Origin of the sequence: Campylobacter aviculae, from assembly GCF_005406215.1 — a bacterium.
Classification (GTDB): domain Bacteria; phylum Campylobacterota; class Campylobacteria; order Campylobacterales; family Campylobacteraceae; genus Campylobacter_D; species Campylobacter_D aviculae.
This window is the reverse complement of record NZ_NXMA01000004.1, coordinates 99,170-113,694: the sequence shown is the minus strand read 5'-3', so window position 1 is coordinate 113,694 and position 14,525 is coordinate 99,170. Positions and strand designations below refer to the sequence as shown.

Below are 14,525 nucleotides of genomic sequence, written 5' to 3'. Positions count from 1 at the left end.
TTAATATTAAGCAAAAAAGAATAGAATGAATTAATTTTAATTAAGGAATAAAAATGCTAAGAGTTATTAAGCATAATTTAGGGGTTTATTTTATGCTTTTAGCCTGTTTGGATTTCACACTTATGGGTGCTTGTGCTAAAATTTTAAGCCAAGAAATGAGTTCGATTGAAATTATGTTCTTTAGGAATATTATAGGAATTATCTTTATAGTTTGGTTATTAAAACGTTCAAAAGTTCATAAAGATGGTGGGCATTTTTGGCTCTTAGTATTTCGCGGAATTGTTGGAACTCTATCGCTTTATATGTTTTTCTATAATGTCTCAAATATCACATTAGGAGGTGCTTTTGCTTTCCAAAAAACCGCTCCAATTTTCATCACGTTAATTGCTTTTTTTGTTTTTAAAGAAAACATAGATAAAAAAGCCTGGATAGGTATTTTCATTGCTTTTTTAGGTATGCTTTTAATCACTCAACCTTGGGCCGATAAAGCTTACCATTCAGGATTTGATTTAAAAAATTCTATCATCGGAATTACAAGTGGATTTTTAGCAGCTTTAGCGCTTACAAGCGTTAGAAAATTAAGACAATTTTATACCACAGAACAAATTGCACTTTCTTTTATTTTTCTTGGAACTCTTATGCCTTTGCTTTCAATGATAGGAGCTGAATTTTTAGAACCTGAAAAATTACATTTTCTGCATTTAGATTTTATTTTAGCTCCTTTTGTCATGCCTAGTTTAAAAGCTTGGTTTATAATTTTAATTATGGGAATTTTTGGCACCATTTATCAAATTCATATTACTAAAGCTTATGGGATAGCTAAGCAAGCTGGTATTGTTGCAGGTGTAAGCTATTTTGATGTTATTTTTAGTTTAATTGTTGGATTAATTTTGGGCGATAATTTACCAAGTGCTATGGTTTTTTTAGGTATAATAGGCATTATTTTTGGAGGATTGATTTTAGTCGTAAAAGGAAAAAAATGAAAAAGATAATATTAATTGCTGGTCCTTGCGTTATAGAAAGCAAAGATTTAGTATTTAAAGTTGCTGAACAACTTAAAATTTTTAATGAAAATGAAAATATAGAATTTTATTTTAAATCAAGTTTTGATAAGGCTAATCGAACAAGCATTGATTCTTTTCGTGGTCCTGGAATCGAAGAAGGGCTTAAAATTTTACAAAGTGTAAAAAATGAATTTAATATGAAAATTTTAACCGATATTCACGAAAGTTATCAAGCACCCATTGCAGGTGAAGTAGTCGATGTACTCCAAATTCCAGCTTTTTTATGTCGTCAAACCGATTTACTTGTTGCAGCCGCTAAAACTAAAGCAAAAGTTAATATCAAAAAAGGACAATTTTTAAATCCAAACGATATGAAATATAGCGTGAAAAAAATTCTTCAAACTAGAGGTATAAATGAGGAAGGCTATGAAGTGGCTAAACAAAATGGTGTATTTGTTGCCGAAAGGGGTTCTAGTTTTGGCTATGGAAATTTAGTTGTAGATATGAGATCTTTAATAATTATGCGTGAATTCGCTCCAGTGGTATTTGATGCAACTCATAGTGTCCAAATGCCAGGAGCTGCAAGTGGAAAAAGTGGTGGAAAAAGTGAATTTGTCGAACCTTTAGCAAGAGCGGCCGCAGCGGTTGGTGTGGATGGATTTTTCTTTGAAACCCATCTTAATCCTTGCGAGGCTTTATGTGATGGACCTAATATGCTTGATATTTTGCGTCTTAAAAATTGTGTTGAAACACTCTTACAAATACAAAATACCATAAAGGATATAAAATGAAAATTATCGAAGGAAAACTTAACCTAAATTCTGATGAAAAAATTGCAATCATTAATGCAAGATTTAATCATATCATCACCGATCGTCTTGTAGAAGGAGCAAAAGATGCTTTTTTAAGACATGGCGGAAAAGAAGAAAATTTAAGTCTTATTCTTGTTCCTGGTGCTTTTGAACTTCCTTTTATTCTAAAAAAAGCTATAGAAAGTAAAAAATTTGATGCTATTTGTTGCATAGGTGCTGTTATCAGAGGATCTACCCCGCATTTTGATTATGTTGCAGCAGAAACTACAAAAGGCATAGCTAATGTAAGTTTAAATCATGGTATTCCTGTAAGCTTTGGCGTTCTTACCACCGATACCATAGAACAAGCTATAGAAAGAGCGGGTAGTAAAGCTGGAAACAAAGGTTTTGAAGCCATGACAACTGTCATTGAAATGCTTAATTTAAGTAAGGCGATTTAATGGCAACGCGTCATCAAGTCAGACAAAGCGTTATTTCTTTACTTTATGCTTTAGAAATGAATGAAAAAAATGAAAATTTTATTGATGATTATTTAAATGAAAAAAAAATTCGTAACGAACAAAAAAATTTTACTTTAAATTTATATAAAGGAGTTTTTCAAAATATCTCAAATATAGATGAAATTTTAAATTCTTGTTTAAAAGAAAATGAAATTATGAAATTAGGCTGTATAGAAAGAGCTATATTAAGACTTGGAGCATATGAACTACTTTACACCGATACAGCTAGTGCTATAGTGATTAATGAAGCCATAGAATTAGCAAAAGAATTAGCAAATGATAATTCTCCTAAATTTATCAATGGGGTTTTAGACGCTCTTATTAAGGCTAAAAAATGAAATTATGTGTCGCATTAGATCTTGCTACAAAAGAAGAATGTCTTAATATAGCTAAAGATTTAAAAGGTTTGGATCTTTGGCTAAAAGTAGGTTTAAGGGCATACTTAAGAGATGGTTTTAAATTTATAGAAGATCTCAAAAAAATTAGTGATTTTAAGATCTTTTTGGATTTAAAAATTCATGATATTCCTAACACAATGGCAGATGCCTGCGAAGAAATCGCTAAACTTGGCGTTGATATGATAAATATTCACGCAAGTGCTGGAAATATCGCTATGCAAGAAGTTATGAATAGGCTTGATAAAAAATTTTCTAAACGCCCTTTAGTTTTAGCAGTTTCAGCACTTACTAGCTTTGATGAAGAAAATTTTTTCAATATTTATAAACAAACAATCAATGAAGCTGTGATTAATTTCGCAAAAATGTCTTATGAAAATGGTCTTGATGGAATGGTTTGCTCTGTTTTTGAAAGCAAAAATATCAAAGAAAACACTCATCAAAATTTCTTAACTTTAACACCAGGAATTCGTCCTTTTGGAGAAGGTAAAGACGATCAAAAACGTGTCGCTGATCTAATAATAGCTCAGGAAAATAAAAGCGATTTCATAGTTATAGGACGTCCTATTTATAAAAATCAAAATCCTAGGCTGATTTGTGAAAAAATTTTGGAGAATATCAATGGATAATAAAAAAAAGATCGATGAAAAAGATTTAGAGCAAATTTACGAAGACAATCAAAAAGAAGAATGGGATATTTGCGAAAATTTTGAAGAATGGATTAAAACTCAACCTGATAAAGAAAAAGCTTTAAAAGAATTTTATGCAAAGTGTGGGATCAAATATTGAGTTATCAACAATTAGAATGCGATTATTTTAATCTTTATAATCAATTCATAAGTGTAGATTTTACAATTTCACTTGAAAAGAATAATCAAATTCTTGTAAAAGACTTTGTATTTTTTTATCATCAAATTTTAAAACAAAGAGATTTGAATTATCTATTTGGAGTAAGAAATAAAATTGCTTTAAAAGTCCAAAATTATATGCAAAAATATTCCATAACTCCTAAAAATTTAAATCTTTCTTGCCTAAGAGAAAATAAGCATGTTGAATTTTTTGAAATGTTTTATAAGGCTTTGGGTTATTTTGTTGCCTTTAGACAAAAACTTAATGGGGAACAAAAAATTCAAATTCTTATTTCAAATATTGATGAAAGTTTTGGATATCACTTTTCGCTTGAAAATTTTCAAAATTTAAAACATTTCCAAGAAAGTGATATTTTAACCCTTCCTGAAAGATGTCTTAATTATTTTCATTTAGCTATGATTCATTTGTGTATTATGATACTTAATCCTCTTAATTTAAAAGATTATAATCAGCATCTTAATAAAGCTATTAATTATTTAATTGATGGAACCTTTAACATATACGAAATCATCTTAAAAGAATATTCTTTGTTATACCCAAAAGATAAAAATTTAAAAAATGAGCTTTTAAAACTTAAAGAATTAGAATTTAAAACTTTGATGCAAGAAATTTCTAAAATAAAATTACTCAATAATTATAAAGAGCTTTGTAGAGAAATACTTTATAATTTAGAACTTGAAAAAATAACTCAAAAATAATCCAATATTAGCCTTATTATGCTTTAATAATAAAAATTTTTAATAAGGAAAAATTATGAATATAACTCCTGAATACTTATATCAAAAAAGAAGAAAATTTTTAAAATTAGGCATTGGAGCACTCGTAAGTTCCACTTTAATCAGTTCTAAGCTTTCTGCTTTTGATTTTATCAAAGATAAAAATCTTGACAATTTAAAAATAAGCGATGAAGAATTAGCAACAAATTATGTTAATTTTTATGAATTTTCCACAGATAAGCGAAGGGCTGTGTCTTTAGCTCAAAATTTTAATACTCAAAATTGGAAAATTGAAATAAGTGGAGAAATAGAAAAACCTACAACTCTTAGTATGGAAGATATATTAAAATTCCCTTTAGAAGAAAGAATTTATCGATTTCGTTGTGTTGAAACTTGGTCTATGGTAGTTCCTTGGATAGGATTTGAATTACGTCACTTGATAGAGATGGTAAAACCTACTAAAAAGGCAAAATTTATTAAATTTACAACACTTTTAGATAAAAATCAATTTCCCGATCAAAATGCATTATTTCCAACTATAGACTATCCTTATGTTGAGGGGCTTAGATTAGATGAGGCTATGCATCCACTTACTCTACTTGCAGTAGGCATGTATAAAAAACCTTTAAAACCACAAAATGGTGCTCCAATACGCCTTGTTGTTCCTTGGAAATATGGTTTTAAAAATATCAAATCTATCGTGAAAATTGAATTTGTAGAAGAACAACCCCATACAACTTGGCAAAATTATGCTCCAAACGAGTATGGTTTTTATGCTAATGTCAATCCAAATGTGTCTCATCCAAGATGGTCTCAAGCCAATGAAAGAGCTTTGGGGGATTTTTTCACAAAACCTACCTTGATGTTTAATGGTTATGAAAAAGAAGTTGCAAAATTGTATCAAGGTATGGATTTAAGGGTTAATTTCTAGTGTATAAATATTTTAATTTTTTTGCTTTTATATTTTTCTTAGCAAGTTTAATTTATTCTTTTTATAACATTGTAAGATCTTTTGATTTTGTCAAAGAAATTTATTTTTATACGGGAATTTTTGCCTTAATATTTCTCAATTTAAGCCTATTTTTTTCCTTAATTAAATTCAAATCAACAAGAAATTATCCCAAATTTTTTGGGTTTTTTGCAACTTTTTGGAGTATGAGTCATTTTTTAAATTATTTTATTTTTGATAGAAACGCACAATTTTCAAGACTTTTTAACGATATTTTATATCATTTTTTAGAAACAACTGGATTTATAGCTTTAATTATTATATTCTTAATGTTTTTAAGCTCTTTCAATTGCTTTAAAAAAATACGCAAAATAAGAAAATTAGGATATTTATGCTTAGTTATTTCAAGCTATCATTATTTTTTAAGTCCTAAAATTCCTATGTTTTGGGAGTGGAGTGCTTTAATTATAGCGATCATTTATTTTATTTTACGCTATATTAAAAACCTACGATTTTGCTTTTATCAAAACTAGAATTAAGTTCTTTTTGTATGCTTTCTAAGAAATCTTGCATGTGAAAAATTCCTTCTTTGGAAATTGCAACTTTTAAGGCTGTATTTTTTATGATCATTAAAATTTGTGCCCCGCTTAATTCATAATTAGCTAAGATATTAATATCAAATTTTTTATCAAATTCGGCTTTTTTGGGTAAAAATTTTTCCCACATTTTTAGCCTATCTTTAAAATCAGGCTTTTTGAATTCTATTTTATAATCAAATCTTCTAGAAAATGCCGTATCTAAACTTTCTAAAAAATTAGTAGTTGCAATCATCACTCCACTAAAACGCTCGATCTGTTCTAAAAAGATATTTTGCATTTGATTATGCATCTTATCACTTCCTGCACTACTTTCCACTCTCGTGCTTAAAAATTGATCCGCTTCATTTAACAATAAAATAGGACTTTGCTTACAAGTTTGCACTATATTTTTATAGGTATCAAAAATTTTCCTAACATTTTGCTCACTCTCTCCGACCCATTTGCTAAGAATTTTAGAGCAATCAAAGCTAAGAACTGATTTTTTCATTGACTTTGCCATAGCTAAGGCTGACATAGTTTTTCCTGTTCCAGCAGGTCCATAAAAAATAATTTTAGCTTCTATATTTTTATTGTTTTTTATACCCCATAAATTTAATCTTTCAAGCACTTTTTTATCTTGTTGCTTAAGAATGCTTTCTAAAAGCTCTTTGGTATTTTCAGGCATAATAATATCATTAATATTAACCCTTGGCTCTATAAGTTCAAAAATATCTTGATCCTTTAAGACATTCTCAATTTTAACTTTTTTACTTTGTTTTGGCTCAAAATTAATCACTCTTTGTAAAATTTCATCTGCGATAAAAAAACTCTTTGAAATATCTCCAAAAGAATTTAAATACTCTTCATACTCTATTAGATTTAAAAGCGAAGAATTTTCTTGTAGCAATCTTTTATTTTTGTGTTTATCAAGCTCATTTTCACTAATAAGAGACAATAAAAAATTCATTTCTCTAGAAGTCGAATTTTCATTACTTAGCAAATACTCTTCTCTTAAAAGCGTCAAAAAAATAATTTGCTCTTTTTGATTGAGATTAAATTCCTTAAAAATATCAGCCAAAACATTATAAAATTTACTTTTTTTCAAACGCTCTTTAATATAATCTTCGCAAAGTTTAATCTGCTCTTTTAATTCACTATTATAAGCACTTTTTCTAATGAAACTCAATCTTTCATAAAGTTCAATCCGCATAAACTCATCTTTAAGATATTCTAAATAATCAGCGTAAGCCTCTTTTTTGCTAAAATCTAAGTTAGGCTTAGATTCCAAAAATTCTAAAAAATATTCACTCAAACTCAAATCACATTGCAATAAATTTAGCATTAAACCTTGATTTTTATTACTTTCTATATTCTTAAAAAAACTAGAATTTTGATTGACAAAACCTCTCTCTATAAGTTTTTTTAAATCTTCTAAAACATCCAAATATGCATATTTTTTAACACCAAAAATATTAGAAAGTAAAGTAAAGGCATTGACCGAAGAAATAGAAATAACATAATTTTTACAAAGTTCTCTTAAAATTAAAGCTTCATTTTTAGAACACTTAAGTTCTTTATAAATTTTAGTTTTTTCTATAGCTTCCAAATTTAAAAATTCTTTTAATTTGAACATTATTTTTTAAATTCCTCTATTTCATTATTTAAAAAATCAATACAAATATTTTCATCTAAAAAATGATTTTCAAAAGGCAAATAACAAATTCTAAAACCATAAGCGGTGAGTAAAAAATTATTATTAAAATCAATTTTTTCTACGTCTTCAAAGCATTCACTACAAAAGTTTTTAAGTTTTTGGTGTAAAAGACTCAAAAATTTTCTATTTTTTGTATCAAATAAATCATCTAAATTTAAAAAAACACCCTTTTTTGTATCATAAACAAAATTATTAAGTTCTAAAATTGGACGATCCATTTCATCTTCATAAAAATAATATTGCTCTTGAATACTTAACTTTCCATCTTTGTAAAATATAGGTTTTTGAAAAATTTGTTCAAAATCAAAATAATTTTGATTAGAATTATGGAAATTTTTAAATTGATTATTATTTAAAAAATCTAAGCTACTTTTAATTTTAATATTATTTTGATTTTCATAAAGATGTAAAGTTGCAGAGCCTAAAATTTGACCTTGCAATCTCTTTTTATCTGATACCAATTCTTTTGAATTATTTATTACATAGATACCATCTTGATCTTTCCAAGCCTTTGAAGTTTTAAAAATAGGAATTTCTTTGCTTTTATTAAGATCACTTAAAACCATAAAACTAGGACTTGTTTGATTAATATCTTTATCAAATACAGGTATAAAAGGAGCATCTTTATAAACTACAGCAAAAATTTGCCTGTCTTGTAAATCATAAAAATAAACCTCCCCCTTATAGCTTTTGGAAAAAAGTAAGCTAGTTATACAAAATAAAAATATTAAAATTTTCAATTTTCATTCCTTAGGATTTTGTTAAAACAATTTTTATACGCGAAACCTTATCTAAAAAACTTACCTTATTATGACAAACTTCATAAAAAATTTCATAATTTTTTGTTTTTAAATTCTGCTTAAATCCGCAAGCTATTTGTTTCAAATTTCTTCCTTGCCATAATGGCTTAGAATTTAAAATATCGCTTAAAATATCATCATAATATTCGTTTTTAAAAAATTTTTTATTGAAAACTTGTTTATTATAACATATGGCATTTAAGCAAATTTTATCTTTGATTTTTAAATTAAGAAAAGCTTGACCCATTTTATAAACTTCTAAAATTAAAGTTTGATTTTCTTTTTTTAAAAACCCAAAATCACTCATTCTAATCAAAGGAGAATTGATAGTTATTGCTATACTTTGATTAAAATTATTTTGGTTTTTCAAAGAGCATGCACTGATAAAAAACAATACAAAAAATAAAATAAGTATTTTTTTCAAAAGTTTTAGCCTTATTTTAAATTTTTAAAACTAATATTTAATTCCAAATCAAGCTCGCGAACAATTTTCATCACAGCTTGCAAATCATCAATTTGCTTTGCCACAACACGAATTTCATCTCCTCTGATTGAAGAATTTACTTTTAACTTGCTCTCTTTTATAGCCTTATTAATTTTCTTGGCATTTTCATTATCTATGCTATCATTTGCTTTTAAATTTAAATGAAACATAGCTCCATTTTCACGAGAAAGCTCTTTAATAGCATTAGAATTAATACCCCTTTTAATAAGTTTAGAAATAACAATATCTTTTAAAACATCAAGTTTTGATTCGCTAGAAGAGCTGAGTTTAAAAATGCTATCTTTTTCATTAAATTGAATTTCAGTTTTAATGCCTTTTAAATCATATCTAGAATCCAATTCTTTTTTTGCCTGCTCAAAAGCATTTTTCAATTCTTGCTTGTCAATTGCTGCTGAAATATCAAAACTATGTTCACTTGCCATTTTTTATCCATTCTTCAAGATTTTCATATACTCTACTCATCAAAGTATCAACAGCATCCTTGGAAGCCCAAGCAACATGAGGAGTAATGATAAGATTTTCTTTATTTTTAATCTTTAAAAGAGGGTGATTTTCAACCATAGGTTCTCTTTCTAATACATCAAGTCCAACCCGAATATCTTTTTCATCTATAATTTTAGCTAAATCTAACTCATTAATAATACCGCCTCTACCCACATTAATCAAAACTGCATTATCTTTTAGCAATTTCAATTTTTCTAAGTGTAACAAATTTATAGTCTTATTATTTAAAGGAGCGTGGATACTTACAATATCGCAAATTTTCAAAAGTTCATCCAATTCTAAGCAATCAAATTCAGAATTTTTATTTGCCCCACTAGTGGAATAATAATAAATTTTAGCCCCAAAAGCCTTTGAAATTTTAGCCACTTCTTTACCTATAGAACCAAGTCCTATGATACCATGTTTTTTACCTTCCATGCTCGTTAAGATTCTACTAAAATCTGTAAAAATAGGACTTTTACACCATTTTCCATCTTTAACCCATTGATCATAATAAGGGATATAGTTTAAAAAAGCAAAAATTAAAGCAAAAGTGTGTTGTACAACACTCATTGTAGAATAACCTGCAACATTCTTTACAATGATATCTTTTTCTTTAGCATAATCAACATCAATGTTGTTTAATCCTGTAGCAGTTTCTAATATAAGTTTTAACTTAGGGCAAGAATTCATCACTTCTTTATCAATCACTACCTTATTAGTCATCGCCACATCTGCATCTTTTAAACGATCAATAACTTGCTCTTTATTCTCTGTAACATCATAAAGCTTTACTTCTCCGAATTTTTCAAAAACACTAAAATTGTAATTTCCTAAAGTTGCCACATCTAAACATACTATTTTCATCTTTTACTCCTTGATAATATGTCCAACAAATTTTGAAGAATTATCGAGTATCATTCCACCTTTTCTAAATCCCAAACCACATCCTTCATAAGCAAAAAATACTCCGGCTTGATAATATTCATTTTCGTGCGAATTAAGTTCTATGTATTCTTGATAAATAAATTGATTATTCTCGTAAGGTCCTTTGTTTTCTTTTACAATCTCTTCATCTTTAACAATACTTATATTCGCACCTTCTCTACCAAAAACTGGTTTTTTAACATAAGCTTTCCCAGTCAAAGGCTTATCTTGCGTTTCTAAAAGCAAAGGGTGATTTGGATAAAGCTCCCATAAAATTTTCATAATGCCTTTTGATTGAAATAACAAAGTATAAGCAGGATTTAAAATGATGGCCTTTTGATTACGCATGATCTGCGTTAAAAGCATAGCAAGATCCCCTTCTTCTATCGCTATATCTTCCCAAGGAATCAATTTAAACCAATATTCATAATTGATTCCATCTTTGAAAATACCTTCTTCGCTAAATTCTACCTCATCCACATAAGAAAAATTAGTTTGAAAGCCTGTTTCTTTGGCAATATGTTCAAGTAATTTTGTTGTAATTTCTTCTTCTTGACTGCCTGCTATATTTGAAAAAAGAATTTTCCAGCCTTCATAACGCGACTCAAAATCAAACACATTTTCTTCAAGAGTAATTAACCTTTTAAAATTGTCCATCAGGCTTTCATAAATACTATTAAATTGAGCACTTTCGTCCATATCGTTTTGTTTTAAGATTGCCCATTGTAAAATTGCACTTTCAAAAAGTGCGGTTGGAGTATCTGCATTAAATTCTAAAAGTTTTATAGGCTTACCATCTAAACCTCCTGCAAGATCAAAACGCCCATATAAATGCCAATGCACTTCATTTTCCCAACTCATTTTAATAGCGTCTATAAGATTGAAAGGAATACCCAATTCATCAAAACGATTATTATCGATCACATTTTGTGCTGCAGCTATAAACATATCATAAAGTTCATTTACTGCTTCATAATAAGCATTTGCTTCATTTTCTTTCACACATACTAATTTATCACTGATATAATCACTTCCATCTTCATCGGTATGCCAAGAAAAACCTATTTTTTCTAGATAATCTTTTTGAAGTTTATTTACTTGTAAAAATTTCATACAGCACCTTTAAGAACCAAAACCGATTCCAGAATTCGTTTTAGAGCTACTCTTAAAAAATCCGGATCGAGCAGAGCTTGAAGATTTACTTGTGCTTGCTTTATTAAAACTATTAACACTTCTTTGGTAAGCACTTTGATTTGAAAAAGCACCGCGTTGTTGATTCATAAAATTTTGATTTCCAAAAAGCTTAGAACCTATCCAACTTCCTAAAATAGCACCTGCAGCACTTGCAAGTAAAGTTTCACCCAAACCTAAACCACCGCTACTGATTTGCCCATTGCTTTGAGTTAAATTGGAAGTCCCATTATCAATTTTAGCCGCTTCTTCCTTTATAAGTGCATCCATTTCTTCTTTAGACAAAATTCTCTCAGTTCCATTAAGATCTTTCAAGACTACTCTAGTTTCATCACTTGGATATTGATCTTTTATTTTGTATTGTCCTGGAGCAATTTCTTCTATAATAACAAAAGCACCTTGAGTGTTTGCTGCTTGATTTAAAGTATCTGAATTATTATCACTACAAGCTACTAAACTACCTCCAGCTACAGCTGCTAAGCCACCAATCATGCCAATTTGAATGATTTTCTTAACTTTTTTCATAATAATATTTCCTAAAAATTAAAAATTAATAATCAATTCTAACAAAAAATAATAAATTCATTCTTTATAATCAATTGAAATTTTATATTTTTAAAGAATATGAAAAACGATAATTTTCTCGTAAGTTAATGAAGTATTTTCCCAAAAGCCTTAAAGGCTTTTGAGTTAAAGTCTTGACTCATATCGTCTAAGCATATAAAGTCTTTTAAGCATTTTCTTGCGTGCTGAAATCTTTTGTTTTTTACGAATTTCAGTCATAGGCTCAAAAAACCTTCTTGCTCTAACCTCAGTAACAACAAGGTTTCTATCTACTTGTTTTTTGAATTTACGATATGCCTCGTCAAAAGACTCATTAGGATGCACCTTAATTCCTGGCACTATCCTCACCACCTTTCCATAGATAAATTTAATATTTCATTAAGAAAGGCTTATTATAAAATATTTCGTATTAAGAATAACTTAAAAAATATTTAAAAAAAATTTTAGTTTTTTCAACTATAATAAAATAAAAAAATAAACAGAGGTTTTGACTATGCAAGGGCATATTACTAACTACACAAAAAAACGCTACTTGATGTATCTTATTATCACTATTTTTATATTTATTTTGCCATTTATAAAAATTAATGGGAATCATTTTTTTCTTTTGAGTTTCGATCATTCTAAATTGAATTTATTTTTTGTTTCCTTTTCAACTCAAGAATTCTATCTTATGCCTTTTGTATTGATACTTCTTTTTCTATCTATATTTTTTATAACCACTTTAGGTGGTAGAGTATGGTGTGCTTGGAGTTGCCCTCAAACAATTTTTAGAGTTATTTATAGAGATTTAATCCAAACCAAACTTTTAAAAATACGTAAAAATATTAATAATAAACAAAAAGAATATTCCGGAGAATATTTAAAAAAAAGCATAGCAATCATTTTATTTTATTTTATTTCTTTAATAGCTGTAAGTAATTTGCTTTGGTATTTTGTTCCACCTGAGGATTATTTTTCCTATCTACAAAACCCCAACGAACATTTTCTTTTGGTTGGAATTTTATTTTTTGCAAGTTTGCTTTTTACTTTAGATGTAACTTATTTAGCAGAAAAATTCTGTGTTTATGTATGTCCCTATGCTAGAATACAATCAGTAATGTTTGATCGCGACACTATGCAAGTGATTTACGATGAAAAACGTGGCGGAGTTATATTTGATGGTAAATTTAAACTTCATAAAAAACCACCTCAAGGCGAATGTATTGGTTGCGAAGCGTGTGTAAGCGTGTGTCCAACACACATTGATATTAGAGCAGGAATGCAACTTGAATGTATCAACTGCTTAGAGTGTGCCGATGCTTGTTCTAAAGTCCAAAATAAATTTAATCGCCCAAGTTTAATTAATTGGACAAGTGTTAAAGCCGTAGAGACACATAGTAAAATTAAATACTTTCGTTTTAGAACTATTGCCTATCTTGTAGTACTTTTAATCGTATTTACAGTTTTGATTTTTATGAGTGGCAAAAAAGAATACATGCTTTTAAATATCAATCGTAGTAGTGAACTTTATCAAATTTCACATATAGCTGACAAAGTAGAAATTTCAAATGCCTATACTTTTTTATTTCAAAATACAGATTCTAAAACACATGAATATTATTTTGAAGCAAAAATAGAGGGTATGGACAATAGCATAGAAATTGTCCGTCCTAGCAAGCCCTTTATTTTAAAAGCTGGAGAACAAGTTAAAAAAATTGTTGTAATTAAAGCAACTAAAAAACTTGCAGATGATGATCAAAAAGATATTATTTTTCCACTTCATATTAAAGCTTATGCTAAAGATGACAAAAAAATTACAATTTCTAGAAAAACCATTTTTGTCTATCCAAAAAGCACGGTTTTAGAAAAAGTGGGACAAGGAATATGAAATCAAATAAAACGGTTTCAAAAAAATCCTTAACTAGAAAAAGTAAAATTAAAAAAATTGCTAGCGAACTTTTTTTAAGTAATGGATTTCAAGAAACTAGTTTAAAGGATATTGTAAAAATTTCTGGCGGATCTTATTCTAATATTTACGAAAGTTTCCGTGGTAAGGAAGGTTTGTTTTTTGAAATTCTAGACGATATTTGTCAAGAACATTTTAAATTAATTGCATCTCAAACTAAAATATTAGAAAATCAAAGCTTGAAAGAAAATCTAATCTCTTTTGGAATCACCTTTACAAATATTTACAATAATAATCGAATAGTCGCTTTAGGCAAAATGATATTTTCATTAGTTTATGATAAAAAAAATATTTTACAAAACTGGATATCAAACAATCAGCAATATTTCGCTTATAATATCTTAATAGATCTTTTCAAAAAAGAAAAAAATGAATTCTTGCAACAAAATTCTTTAAAACTTGCAATTACTTTTTGCGCCATGCTTAAAGAACCTTATTACACTTTAAATGTTTTAGCTAATTCTTCTTTAATGAATAAAAAAGAACAACAAGAGCATGTAGAATTTATTGTAGATCTTTTCTTAAATGGACTTGTAAACAAAACTTCAATCAGCTAATTTCAAAAAAAA

17 protein-coding genes and 1 pseudogene are annotated in these 14,525 nt (G+C 28.0%); 10 read left to right on the top strand and 8 right to left on the bottom strand.

Translation table 11 applies throughout. The annotated features are described in order from the left end of the window. Positions 1-53: 53 nt before the first annotated feature. The 8 genes and pseudogenes from CQA76_RS03135 to CQA76_RS09170 all read left to right on the top strand — a co-directional run bounded on the left by CQA76_RS03135 (position 54) and on the right by CQA76_RS09170 (position 5,779). Complete coding sequence (locus CQA76_RS03135) at positions 54-983, top strand: DMT family transporter (protein WP_137621997.1); 930 nt, start codon at positions 54-56, stop codon at positions 981-983. Then, positions 980-1,795: a 3-deoxy-8-phosphooctulonate synthase gene (gene kdsA / locus CQA76_RS03130; protein ID WP_137621996.1), complete on the top strand. Its 816-nt coding sequence runs from the start codon at positions 980-982 to the stop codon at positions 1,793-1,795. The genes CQA76_RS03135 and kdsA overlap by 4 nt, the downstream gene beginning before the upstream one ends. Further along, on the top strand, positions 1,792-2,256 hold the full coding sequence (ribH, locus tag CQA76_RS03125; RefSeq protein ID WP_137621995.1) for a 6,7-dimethyl-8-ribityllumazine synthase: 465 nt from the start codon (positions 1,792-1,794) through the stop codon (positions 2,254-2,256). The genes kdsA and ribH overlap by 4 nt, the downstream gene beginning before the upstream one ends. Next, entirely contained in the window at positions 2,256-2,654 is a 399-nt protein-coding gene (gene nusB / locus CQA76_RS03120) for a transcription antitermination factor NusB (RefSeq protein WP_137621994.1), read from the top strand. The genes ribH and nusB overlap by 1 nt, the downstream gene beginning before the upstream one ends. Further along, positions 2,651-3,500 (top strand): annotated as a pseudogene (gene pyrF / locus CQA76_RS03115) (orotidine-5'-phosphate decarboxylase). Before nusB ends, pyrF begins: the two are co-directional and overlap by 4 nt. Beyond that, on the top strand, positions 3,497-4,279 hold the full coding sequence (locus CQA76_RS03110) for a hypothetical protein (protein ID WP_137621992.1): 783 nt from the start codon (positions 3,497-3,499) through the stop codon (positions 4,277-4,279). The pseudogene pyrF and the gene CQA76_RS03110 overlap by 4 nt, the downstream one beginning before the upstream one ends. Positions 4,280-4,334: 55 nt before the next feature. Further along, entirely contained in the window at positions 4,335-5,228 is an 894-nt protein-coding gene (gene msrP, locus CQA76_RS03105) for a protein-methionine-sulfoxide reductase catalytic subunit MsrP (RefSeq protein WP_137621991.1), read from the top strand. After that, a complete protein-coding gene (locus CQA76_RS09170; RefSeq protein ID WP_137621990.1) occupies positions 5,228-5,779 on the top strand; it encodes a sulfite oxidase heme-binding subunit YedZ in 552 nt (183 codons plus the stop codon). Before msrP ends, CQA76_RS09170 begins: the two co-directional genes overlap by 1 nt. On the opposite strand, the gene CQA76_RS03095 is transcribed toward CQA76_RS09170, so the two are convergent. From CQA76_RS03095 to rpsU, 8 genes are all read right to left on the bottom strand, one after another. Then, positions 5,745-7,457, bottom strand: coding sequence for an ATP-binding protein (locus tag CQA76_RS03095; protein WP_137621989.1), 1,713 nt, complete (start codon positions 7,455-7,457; stop codon positions 5,745-5,747). The two genes, CQA76_RS09170 and CQA76_RS03095, sit on opposite strands and share 35 nt — an antisense overlap. Next, positions 7,457-8,278, bottom strand: coding sequence for a hypothetical protein (locus tag CQA76_RS03090; RefSeq protein ID WP_137621988.1), 822 nt, complete (start codon positions 8,276-8,278; stop codon positions 7,457-7,459). The genes CQA76_RS03095 and CQA76_RS03090 overlap by 1 nt, the downstream gene beginning before the upstream one ends. A 10-nt stretch (positions 8,279-8,288) precedes the next feature. Further along, complete coding sequence (locus CQA76_RS03085) at positions 8,289-8,762, bottom strand: hypothetical protein (protein ID WP_137621987.1); 474 nt, start codon at positions 8,760-8,762, stop codon at positions 8,289-8,291. Between the two features lie 11 nt (positions 8,763-8,773). Continuing rightward, positions 8,774-9,265, bottom strand: coding sequence for a YajQ family cyclic di-GMP-binding protein (locus CQA76_RS03080; protein WP_137621986.1), 492 nt, complete (start codon positions 9,263-9,265; stop codon positions 8,774-8,776). Further along, the gene (locus CQA76_RS03075) at positions 9,255-10,193 is read right to left on the bottom strand and encodes a D-2-hydroxyacid dehydrogenase (protein ID WP_137621985.1); all 939 of its coding nucleotides are present in this window, start codon (positions 10,191-10,193) and stop codon (positions 9,255-9,257) included. Before CQA76_RS03075 ends, CQA76_RS03080 begins: the two co-directional genes overlap by 11 nt. A gap of 3 nt (positions 10,194-10,196) precedes the next feature. Further along, a complete protein-coding gene (locus CQA76_RS03070) occupies positions 10,197-11,366 on the bottom strand; it encodes a glutathionylspermidine synthase family protein (RefSeq protein ID WP_137621984.1) in 1,170 nt (389 codons plus the stop codon). A gap of 9 nt (positions 11,367-11,375) precedes the next feature. Further along, positions 11,376-11,969, bottom strand: a complete 594-nt coding sequence (locus CQA76_RS03065; RefSeq protein ID WP_137621983.1) for a UPF0323 family lipoprotein — start codon at positions 11,967-11,969, stop codon at positions 11,376-11,378. Between the two features lie 165 nt (positions 11,970-12,134). Then, positions 12,135-12,347, bottom strand: a complete 213-nt coding sequence (gene rpsU, locus CQA76_RS03060) for a 30S ribosomal protein S21 (protein ID WP_002780697.1) — start codon at positions 12,345-12,347, stop codon at positions 12,135-12,137. Between the two features lie 154 nt (positions 12,348-12,501). On the opposite strand from rpsU, the gene ccoG reads away from it, so the two are divergent. Beyond that, positions 12,502-13,878 carry a cytochrome c oxidase accessory protein CcoG gene (gene ccoG / locus CQA76_RS03055; RefSeq protein ID WP_137621982.1) on the top strand — a complete coding sequence of 459 codons (1,377 nt, stop codon included), beginning with the start codon at positions 12,502-12,504 and terminating at the stop codon, positions 13,876-13,878. Then, a complete protein-coding gene (locus CQA76_RS03050; RefSeq protein ID WP_137621981.1) occupies positions 13,875-14,513 on the top strand; it encodes a TetR/AcrR family transcriptional regulator in 639 nt (212 codons plus the stop codon). Before ccoG ends, CQA76_RS03050 begins: the two co-directional genes overlap by 4 nt. Positions 14,514-14,525 lie beyond the last annotated feature (12 nt).

Coding starts and splice junctions, on each gene's coding strand:
- ribH (WP_137621995.1), top strand. CDS start 1,792: ATGAAAATTATCGAAGGAAAACTTAACCTAAATTCTGATGAAAAAATT.
- kdsA (WP_137621996.1), top strand. CDS start 980: ATGAAAAAGATAATATTAATTGCTGGTCCTTGCGTTATAGAAAGCAAA.
- ccoG (WP_137621982.1), top strand. CDS start 12,502: ATGCAAGGGCATATTACTAACTACACAAAAAAACGCTACTTGATGTAT.
- CQA76_RS03050 (WP_137621981.1), top strand. CDS start 13,875: ATGAAATCAAATAAAACGGTTTCAAAAAAATCCTTAACTAGAAAAAGT.
- CQA76_RS03065 (WP_137621983.1), bottom strand. CDS start 11,969: ATGAAAAAAGTTAAGAAAATCATTCAAATTGGCATGATTGGTGGCTTA.
- msrP (WP_137621991.1), top strand. CDS start 4,335: ATGAATATAACTCCTGAATACTTATATCAAAAAAGAAGAAAATTTTTA.
- CQA76_RS03070 (WP_137621984.1), bottom strand. CDS start 11,366: ATGAAATTTTTACAAGTAAATAAACTTCAAAAAGATTATCTAGAAAAA.
- CQA76_RS03095 (WP_137621989.1), bottom strand. CDS start 7,457: ATGTTCAAATTAAAAGAATTTTTAAATTTGGAAGCTATAGAAAAAACT.
- CQA76_RS03080 (WP_137621986.1), bottom strand. CDS start 9,265: ATGGCAAGTGAACATAGTTTTGATATTTCAGCAGCAATTGACAAGCAA.
- CQA76_RS03135 (WP_137621997.1), top strand. CDS start 54: ATGCTAAGAGTTATTAAGCATAATTTAGGGGTTTATTTTATGCTTTTA.
- nusB (WP_137621994.1), top strand. CDS start 2,256: ATGGCAACGCGTCATCAAGTCAGACAAAGCGTTATTTCTTTACTTTAT.
- CQA76_RS03075 (WP_137621985.1), bottom strand. CDS start 10,193: ATGAAAATAGTATGTTTAGATGTGGCAACTTTAGGAAATTACAATTTT.